This window comes from Microcoleus sp. AR_TQ3_B6, from assembly GCF_036702785.1.
In the GTDB taxonomy this organism is placed as follows: domain Bacteria; phylum Cyanobacteriota; class Cyanobacteriia; order Cyanobacteriales; family Microcoleaceae; genus Microcoleus.
The window spans coordinates 1-7,776 of the sequence record NZ_JAUBVJ010000161.1; the positions used below are offsets into that span (position 1 = coordinate 1).

Consider the following 7,776-nt stretch of genomic DNA (forward strand, 5'->3'; position numbering starts at 1 on the left):
CCTGGTAGGGATTTAGGGAGTAACGGGCCTAGACGCTGCCGCGTAAAGCAGTTGCTTTTTTATAGCAGACAAGCATCTCTAGCTTTTATTAGAAATGCTTGTCTGTTTCCCAGTTTAGGTCTTTGTACAGACCAATGAGTTTCTATCTCTAATGTTAGCACAAAGCAGCATCAGCTCTTTTCATGAAACTTATAACGTTGGGGATTCATCTTAAGCTGTGGATTAATCGATCGGCATCAATGGTGGGTAAACCAAAGTCAAAGCCAACCGCTAATTATTCAATCTGAAAATGGATTTTCGCCGATTCCCAACTGCGTTTTGGACTTTTCCACCTGTTCCCAGAGTGTTTCGATCTGAGTAAATGCCTGTTCCACAGAGATTTTACCGTTAGATGTCAAGGACGTGATGTAACCCACCCGCTGAGAAAACTCTTGTAAATTCGCATTAAATATCAAATTCTCTGGCTTTACTTCACCGTAATAGCGATTTTGAGGATATAAAAAATTAGAATTTGCTACCATTGCTTTAACCTCGCATGAAAACTTTTTTCCGGAACTTATCAATATTATAAACCGCGATTTCCTTCTCAAGTTGTGCTCTAACTAGCAAAAATCCTATGAATTTTTGGGACTTTTTTTGTGATGGCAATTACACTGAGAGATGAGGAGACAAAAACATCAGTAATTTCACTTATAAAACTTCTGCATCCTGGCTCAAGAATAAGGTTTCTGGGCTAAGGCTCATAACTTCGGATTTGGCGTCAAAACCTGGTTGTTCGTCCAGGCTGACTTATTGAAATAAATGACAAAACCCCCCAAAATTGATAATATTATTGCAGGCATAAATAGTTAGAATTTGAGTAGAAAACTGCGTAAGGTCTCCCAATGTGCGTCAAGCGAAGCTAACCCGAAGGGAATCGCCCCGTCCCAAACTCCTGAACCGGCAAGTGTTAATCAGACTTGCCATCGCAGTAATTGCTGCTGCGATCGCCTTCAACATTCCTCACTCCTTAATTCCCATGTTTAAAGAATTCGTATCTGAAGCAACGCCACCCCCAGAAATCCAGAACGTACTCGCCGGCAAGCGCAAAATTGTGATAGTGGGCGACAGCATCACCGAGGCAGGAAAATACCCCGGAGGTTACGTTTGGCTGATGGAACGCTATCTGAGTGCTCTTTATCCCGATCGCAAAATCAAAATCGTCAACGCCGGAATCTCCGGTAACAAGGCGACTGATATGCAAGCGCGCTTTCACAAAGACGCGATCGACCAAAAGCCAGATTTAGTGATGATTAATGTCGGAGTCAATGAGTGTTAAGTTTGAATAGTAACACTTGTTTGTTGTCCAGCAGGGAGCGCGGTAATTATAAGCTTTTAGCTACTGCGAAGTAGTAGAACACTGACAATCAAAATCAGCCACAGTTTTTGATAATTGTAAGTGATTTAGTCCTTAAGTCTCTGCTAGATGACCTTTAGCTCTTAATAAGAGCATGGCAGTGGTTGAAAACTTAACTTTTATTTGCGGTCTGCTTTCCACCCTATCCACTTTATGTCAAGTCTCTTCTCATTTGCGAGAGCGCCTGATTCAAGCCCTCACGGTGAATCCAGCCGACGTAGCCGCCATAAATCATTCTGCCATCCGGTGCCTCTAAAAAAATGTGGTCAACGCCAAGGGGGTTTTTCCAAGCTCTAACCGCTGTCCCATCCCTAAGTCTGATAATCGGATGGGAACTGTTAAAATCCCTGTGGTGTGCTGGTGTCATTCCTGGGACAGCTTCTAAAATGGCGCGAGCCTGCCTGGTAATATCTGAAATGTTTGCACCGCTGGCTGCTGAACAACCGCATCCATCTGTCACAGTTTGCTTGAGCCTTTGTTTGATGTCGCCATCAAACAGGGATAATTGCTCAATCTCATCTAAAAGTTTCCCATGTGGCTCAGATAAGCGCCTTTGGCAATAAATCGCTGTCAGTAAGTCCTCTAACCCTACTTTTGTCAGAGCATCTGCAATCAATCCCGTCAAACCTAGTACGGCAATGCCTCCTAGCATTCCTGCCGGCCCGCCCAGAAATGCTAAAGCTGCTGTAATTGCAGCGGATCCTGTTAAACCTGTCGCAGCCATCGTCACCACCAGGATGATACCCGGTAAGCCCAAACCAGCTATTTTCTTGACGAGTTCATCCATTTTACTAACCTTCGCTGTTTATCTTCTTCCCTTGCCAACCCGCTTGCCAGTACAGGTATCCAGCAAGCGCAACAAACTGTTTATTATAGAATTCTTTATCCTAGATTCTAGATTTTTTAGAAGGACTTGCAAGCTCTCCAGAGACTCAATTTCTGACCAGTCCACGGGCATCGCTCTGAACAGTTTTAGCACCGCCTGCACCCCTATACAAATCCGCAGCAACTTTAGGAATTCACAACTCCGGGAGACTCATTGGGTTGTGACAGTTGGTTCGGGGGTAACGGCACAGCCGGCAATTCCTCCTGTACGTGGGGATATGAGCGATCGCAATCTTAAGGGAGTTGCACACAAAACTTCACGTTTTGTCATATTTGGTCCGTATCCCGGCTTTACCAGAAAAATTGGGTTTAAAGCCCCGTCCTTATAGGACGGCTTTAGTTTCTATAAAGTGTAAATAATGATTAAACATACGCATTTTGTAAACATAGTGTTTCGTAATACGGTAAGATATTTGAATGATAACATTAGAGTTTAAGTTGAAAGGCAAAGCGCAGCAATACCGAGTCATTGACGAGATGATTAGGACGGCTCAATTTGTCCGAAATAAAACTCTTAGGTATTGGACAGAGAATCAAGGGGTTAAGTTAGTTGACCTGTACAAACAATGCGCCATTATGGCAAAAGAGTTTGAATGGGCAGGTAAGCTTAATTCGATGGCACGTCAGGCTTCTGCCGAACGTGCCATTTTTGCTATCCAACGTTTTTTGGCTAATTGCAAAGCGAAGAAACCAGGAAAAAAGGGATACCCGCAGTTCAAGAAACACACTCGTTCGGTCGAATACAAAACGTCAGGATGGCTACTTTCTACCGACAAAAAATGTCTGACATTTAAAGACGGTTTTGCTGCTGGGAAGTTTAAGTTGATCGGTAATCGGGATTTGCATTTCTATGCGCCTGACGAGATCAAACGAATTAGAGTTGTGCGTCGTGCCGACGGCTACTATGCCCAATTCTGTATTAACGTGGAGCGAAAAGAGGAGCCTATTCTCACAGGTATTGCTATTGGGATAGATGTGGGATTGAACCACTTTTATACTGATAGCGATGGTGAGACGGTTGCCAACCCTCGCTATCTTCGTAAAAGTGAAAAAGCTTTGAAAAGATTGCAGAAGCGGATTTCTCGAAAGAAGAAAGGTTCTAGCAATCGAAGAAAAGCGATCAACAAGTTAGGAAGAAAGCATCTGAAAGTAAGCAGGCAGCGCAAAGACTTCGCCATTAAGACGGCGTTGTGCGTGGTAAAATCTAGGGATTTTGTAGTCTACGAAGATCTTCAGGTGCGGAATATGGTTAAAAACCATAAGCTTGCCAAATCAATTAGTGATGCAGCGTGGTCACAATTTGCACAATGGTTAGAATACTTTGGAAAAGTGTACAACAGAACAGTAATTGCTGTTGCACCTCAGTACACTTCTCAAGACTGCTCAACCTGTGGGAATACTGTCAAGAAAACGCTATCAACTAGAACCCATATTTGTGATTGTGGTGCGGTATTGGATCGCGATCACAACGCAGCGAAAAACATTTTAGCGAAAGGGTTGAAGCAAGCCGGAATCAATTTAAATACGGTAGGGCATACCGAAATTAACGCTTGGGGACAGACCGATCTCTACTCATTGGTGGCGACATCAACGAGCAAATCTACTGATTGAACCAAGAATCCTCGCGCCTTCAGGTCGGGGAGTGTCAACCAATTATATACCCCGCGTCAGTACCCTCATCCAAACATTCACTTTTTGTTTGAGGAGGTGTATTCATACTCAGCACACGTATCCGTGGAATTCTAATACCAGGCTTTTTCTCTTCTTCTTTTTGTTTCCTGCGCTGCTCTTCTCTATAGAATCTTACATATTCGTTCCCGGAAGTCTCTTTCCCCTCAATTGAAAACTTTATTTCTTTTATGTCATATCCAATTGCTTCTAAAGCCTCAAGGGAAGCAAGAAAAACCGCGTCTGATTCATTTCCATTTATAAGTTTTAGTAAATCTGGGATCGCTTCCTGAGCATCTTGCCCCATTCGTCCCAAAGCATAAGCGCTGTAAGCCCGAATCCCCCTTTCTTGAGCTCCTAATTTCTTAATAAGAGCCGGAATAGCATCTCGTGCTTCTAAAGCAATTTTTCCAATAGTGACAACAGCATACCAGCTAATTTCTGCATCCGCATCTCCAACTGCCTCTATGAGTTCGGGTACTGCTGCGTTGTTCTCTGCCCCAATTATCGATACAATACTAGCAGCACGTCTCCTAACTTCAAGAGACTCTTTCTTGTCATTCATTACTTTTGCAAGAAGTGCTGCTGCTGAGCCTATTTGGCTTAAAGTAGAAGAGGCAGCACCAAAAATTATATCATCTTTTTCTTTTAAGTAATTGATTAGCTCGGGAATTGCATTGTTTGCCTTATCTTTATATTTAGCTAACCCATTTATAGAAAAAACACGGATAGCCCTATCGAATTCAGGTGATGAATTAACTCGTAATTGGTTAATATTTTTTTGTTCCCGCTTTCCATCTAAATAAATTTGTCCGATAGGAGAATCTAGAAGTTCCAAAAACTCTTTTATTGACTGAGGTCGATCTTCAGGGTTCAATTCTAACCCTAACATAATTGCTATGTCTGTATTGTCAGTAATTTGCGGATTGATTTTTTGTGGCTCTTTTAGAGGGCAACCATAAGATGCTCTGGAGGGAGCGCCTTCTGGTTCTTTACCTGTTGTAAGCTTGTACAGGGTTGCAGCTAAAGAGTATACATCTGTAGCTGGAGTCCGAGGTTGGTGAGGATTATGTAATTCTAACGCGGAATAAAAAGGGGTGTTTTGGACTGTATATATTTGCGTTAATCTTGCGCTCCACTGCCGAGAAACTCCAAAATCTATCAAAACAACTTCTTCTTTATTATGCCTCACCATCATGTTGCTTGGAGTTACATCAAGATGTAATAATTCTTGTTGATGAATAGCTGTTAGTGCGTCTCCTACTTGATGAATATATACTATTGCTTCAGATTCCGTTAGTTGTTTACCATTTAAACTTTCTCCTTCAATATACTCCATAACTATCCCTATAATATTGTTGGCTTCTTCTACTATTTCGTAAACCTTAACAATATTAGGATGCTCAAACGATTTTAGCTTGAGTGCTTCATTAAATAAATCATTCTTGTTTTTTAAGTAATCGGGCGGAGTTATATCGAGGTTGTTTAAAATTTTGATTGCACACTTCTCACCCCGTTTGTTTTGGGCAAGATAAGTGATTCCAAATCCACCTTTCCCAAGCTCTTTCTCAATTGTATATTTATCTTGTAAAACCTGTCCGGGAGTTAACATTTTATCATTTGTTAGTAGGGATCGAGGTGAGGGCGTAATCTTTATACTGGATACTGGGAAGCGTCCCTGCCACCCCGTAACTCATTACATCCTGCCCATCAGGAACTATAGAGTTCAGTCTTTTGTACGACCATCGGAGATTATAAATTGTCATCGCGTCTATTGTTTCCAAGCGATCGCCTAGTACACAACCTCAATCATCAGCCCGATTTGATAGCGCGATCGCTCACTTTCAACAATCAACAGTATCTCACTTTTGCTACATTACTGCATTAAACTGCAATAACTTGTAACACCTCAGCAGTAGATAGCCAGATAGGATGCAGCGATCGCACATTGTCATAACTTTAATTTCATTCTTTTGGCAAATTTGGATCTTCGCGACAAGTCGAGAGTGGTAATGCTTCACCGCCTTGAATCGTGATAATCCTCATCCGATTGGAATCTGTTGCTACATCTAAACAAGCACAACCATATCCATAATAACCATTGGTTCTGACATATTCCTTTTCGTCACTGGGAATATTATCCATTCCTTCGGCTTGATATCCCCCTTGCCTGGAAATAACCCAAGTGCCATTTGTGTCTCTTAAATACCAATTTGCAGGTGTGGGATTGTGCAACCATCCGCACCTAGTTTCTGTAGCCTTAACAGGCAAAGCTATGACAGGAATAAAGGAGATGATAGCCAGCATAAGCAAGCTTCTTTTCATAACTCTAATCATTTCATTACCTCTTGGGTAAAGTATCACTACAACCAGCTTCTTTAAATTGTTGAAGCAACCGATTTCTATCCGCTGGGGGAAGGTAACTCATTAATTTAGCTGGTTCGACTAACGGTTTAGGTCAAGGGTATTCGTAGATACCAGGTTGATTATTTCTAGTGTTAACAAAAGCGACTCCTAAATAGTTGCCTTGTTGAAGGAGACTCGCGAAATTAGTGGTTTTGATGGATTTTCCAGAGATAGTTCCTTGAGCAAAACTTATCCCCCTGTCATTTTCTGTGGGAATAAAAGTTTCTATAATACAAACTTTACCTTTAAGAGTAGAAGGGTAAATATTTTGAGTTTCTTCTAGTGCCGTCCATTGACCGAGAAAAGGTGCTACATCAGGATTAACTGGTAACCAAGCTCTAACAAACGCTTTCAATTTCTGAGTCTCCGTTTCATTACGGGGGTCTCGAATATAAAAATCACGATTCCCCGGCGACGGCGAAGCCACAAAATTGCGAAACCGATTCATTAATTGCTGCAATTCATTCTCAGTTGGGTATCGTTTAGATTGTTGTGCAATAATTGGTAAACAGGAAGCCAAAATTATTAAATTGACCGTCAAGGCTACTAGGCGGAATTTTCTCATAAGTAATACTCTCAAGTTCTGTTAACCCTTAATTTACCCGCAAATCAGCACATCTCCTCATTGCTCGTAAAACCTATGTATAAACCTCCACTCCCACAACCCCAACTCGATCGCACACCAATCACCTCCGATCGCACTGTGCTAAGTAAAACATACGCGCTCGCCAAAAAAGCAGAGCGTCACAATTTGGCAAAACTAATGACCTGTGCGATTGTATTACTGCCTGCAAACCTAGCTTTTTCTGCTCCTACTTACTTGGGTAGAGAACCTAGTGCTGAGGCTGACAGCGCTAAATTTACTCAAAAGGTTAACATCATCCTGGCTCAAGATAGCACCCAGGTGCCGCTGAGCATTCGGTATGGTGGGACAGAAGCTAGGGGAGGCTTTGTCCTCATGCAACTTACTGCACCCAATCGAGATACCACTCAACCGGCTTACGGTGGCAAGCTTCGTCTCTACGATGTTCATCTTGCCAAAATGTTTGAAACTTCCCATTTTTTGTGCCAGCAGTTTAGAGGCGTTTCCGGTTATGAATGGGTTTATTCAGCAGGTAATGGAAGTATTCGCATGGGAAACTTTAGAATTCCCTGTAGTTTAGCTAGCGAAATGTCTTCAACCTACGGCTTAGGTAAGCCAGAACGCACAAGCATTGCCAAAGATACCGAGGGCGGCCCTCCTGAATCAGATGTCTATTCTATTCCGATTTTAGACATCACCGGTTCTAAGGTTCAGCGGTGGATGAATTTTGTGCAAAATTTTAAACCAACTAGCAGGGATAGGTAAGCTGTTACACATTTAAACTGTGATACAAGCATTACCCTTGTTTTTGATTTTTCGCCCCCATTTAATTATTAAT

General features: G+C 42.1%; 9 protein-coding genes. 4 read left to right on the forward strand and 5 right to left on the reverse strand.

The features are described 5' to 3' along the window. Nucleotides 1–278: 278 nt before the first annotated feature. A complete protein-coding gene (locus QUB56_RS35715) occupies nucleotides 279–521 on the reverse strand; it encodes a DUF7219 family protein (protein WP_332961098.1) in 243 nt (80 codons plus the stop codon). 425 nt (nucleotides 522–946) lie between these two features. Here QUB56_RS35715 and QUB56_RS35720 point away from each other — a divergent pair, with 425 nt between their 5' ends. Then, on the forward strand, nucleotides 947–1,318 hold the full coding sequence (locus QUB56_RS35720; RefSeq protein ID WP_332961099.1) for a GDSL-type esterase/lipase family protein: 372 nt from the start codon (nucleotides 947–949) through the stop codon (nucleotides 1,316–1,318). 229 nt (nucleotides 1,319–1,547) lie between these two features. Here the strand turns inward: QUB56_RS35720 and QUB56_RS35725 are convergent, their stop codons facing one another. Further along, entirely contained in the window at nucleotides 1,548–2,183 is a 636-nt protein-coding gene (locus QUB56_RS35725) for a hypothetical protein (protein ID WP_332961100.1), read from the reverse strand. A gap of 515 nt (nucleotides 2,184–2,698) precedes the next feature. Here QUB56_RS35725 and QUB56_RS35730 point away from each other — a divergent pair. Next, a complete protein-coding gene (locus tag QUB56_RS35730; RefSeq protein WP_332961101.1) occupies nucleotides 2,699–3,892 on the forward strand; it encodes a transposase in 1,194 nt (397 codons plus the stop codon). Between the two features lie 34 nt (nucleotides 3,893–3,926). Here the strand turns inward: QUB56_RS35730 and QUB56_RS35735 are convergent, their stop codons facing one another. Then, entirely contained in the window at nucleotides 3,927–5,561 is a 1,635-nt protein-coding gene (locus QUB56_RS35735; protein WP_332961102.1) for a protein kinase domain-containing protein, read from the reverse strand. Between the two features lie 147 nt (nucleotides 5,562–5,708). On the opposite strand from QUB56_RS35735, the gene QUB56_RS35740 reads away from it, so the two are divergent. Beyond that, complete coding sequence (locus QUB56_RS35740; RefSeq protein WP_332961103.1) at nucleotides 5,709–5,837, forward strand: hypothetical protein; 129 nt, start codon at nucleotides 5,709–5,711, stop codon at nucleotides 5,835–5,837. A gap of 77 nt (nucleotides 5,838–5,914) precedes the next feature. Here the strand turns inward: QUB56_RS35740 and QUB56_RS35745 are convergent, their stop codons facing one another. Next, nucleotides 5,915–6,286, reverse strand: a complete 372-nt coding sequence (locus QUB56_RS35745; protein ID WP_332961104.1) for a DUF4087 domain-containing protein — start codon at nucleotides 6,284–6,286, stop codon at nucleotides 5,915–5,917. A 121-nt stretch (nucleotides 6,287–6,407) separates the two neighbouring features. After that, entirely contained in the window at nucleotides 6,408–6,920 is a 513-nt protein-coding gene (locus tag QUB56_RS35750; protein ID WP_332961105.1) for a hypothetical protein, read from the reverse strand. A 75-nt stretch (nucleotides 6,921–6,995) separates the two neighbouring features. Here QUB56_RS35750 and QUB56_RS35755 point away from each other — a divergent pair, with 75 nt between their 5' ends. Next, nucleotides 6,996–7,703 (forward strand): hypothetical protein, encoded by a 708-nt coding sequence (locus tag QUB56_RS35755; RefSeq protein WP_332961106.1) that lies wholly within the window; start codon nucleotides 6,996–6,998, stop codon nucleotides 7,701–7,703. Nucleotides 7,704–7,776: the final 73 nt, after the last annotated feature.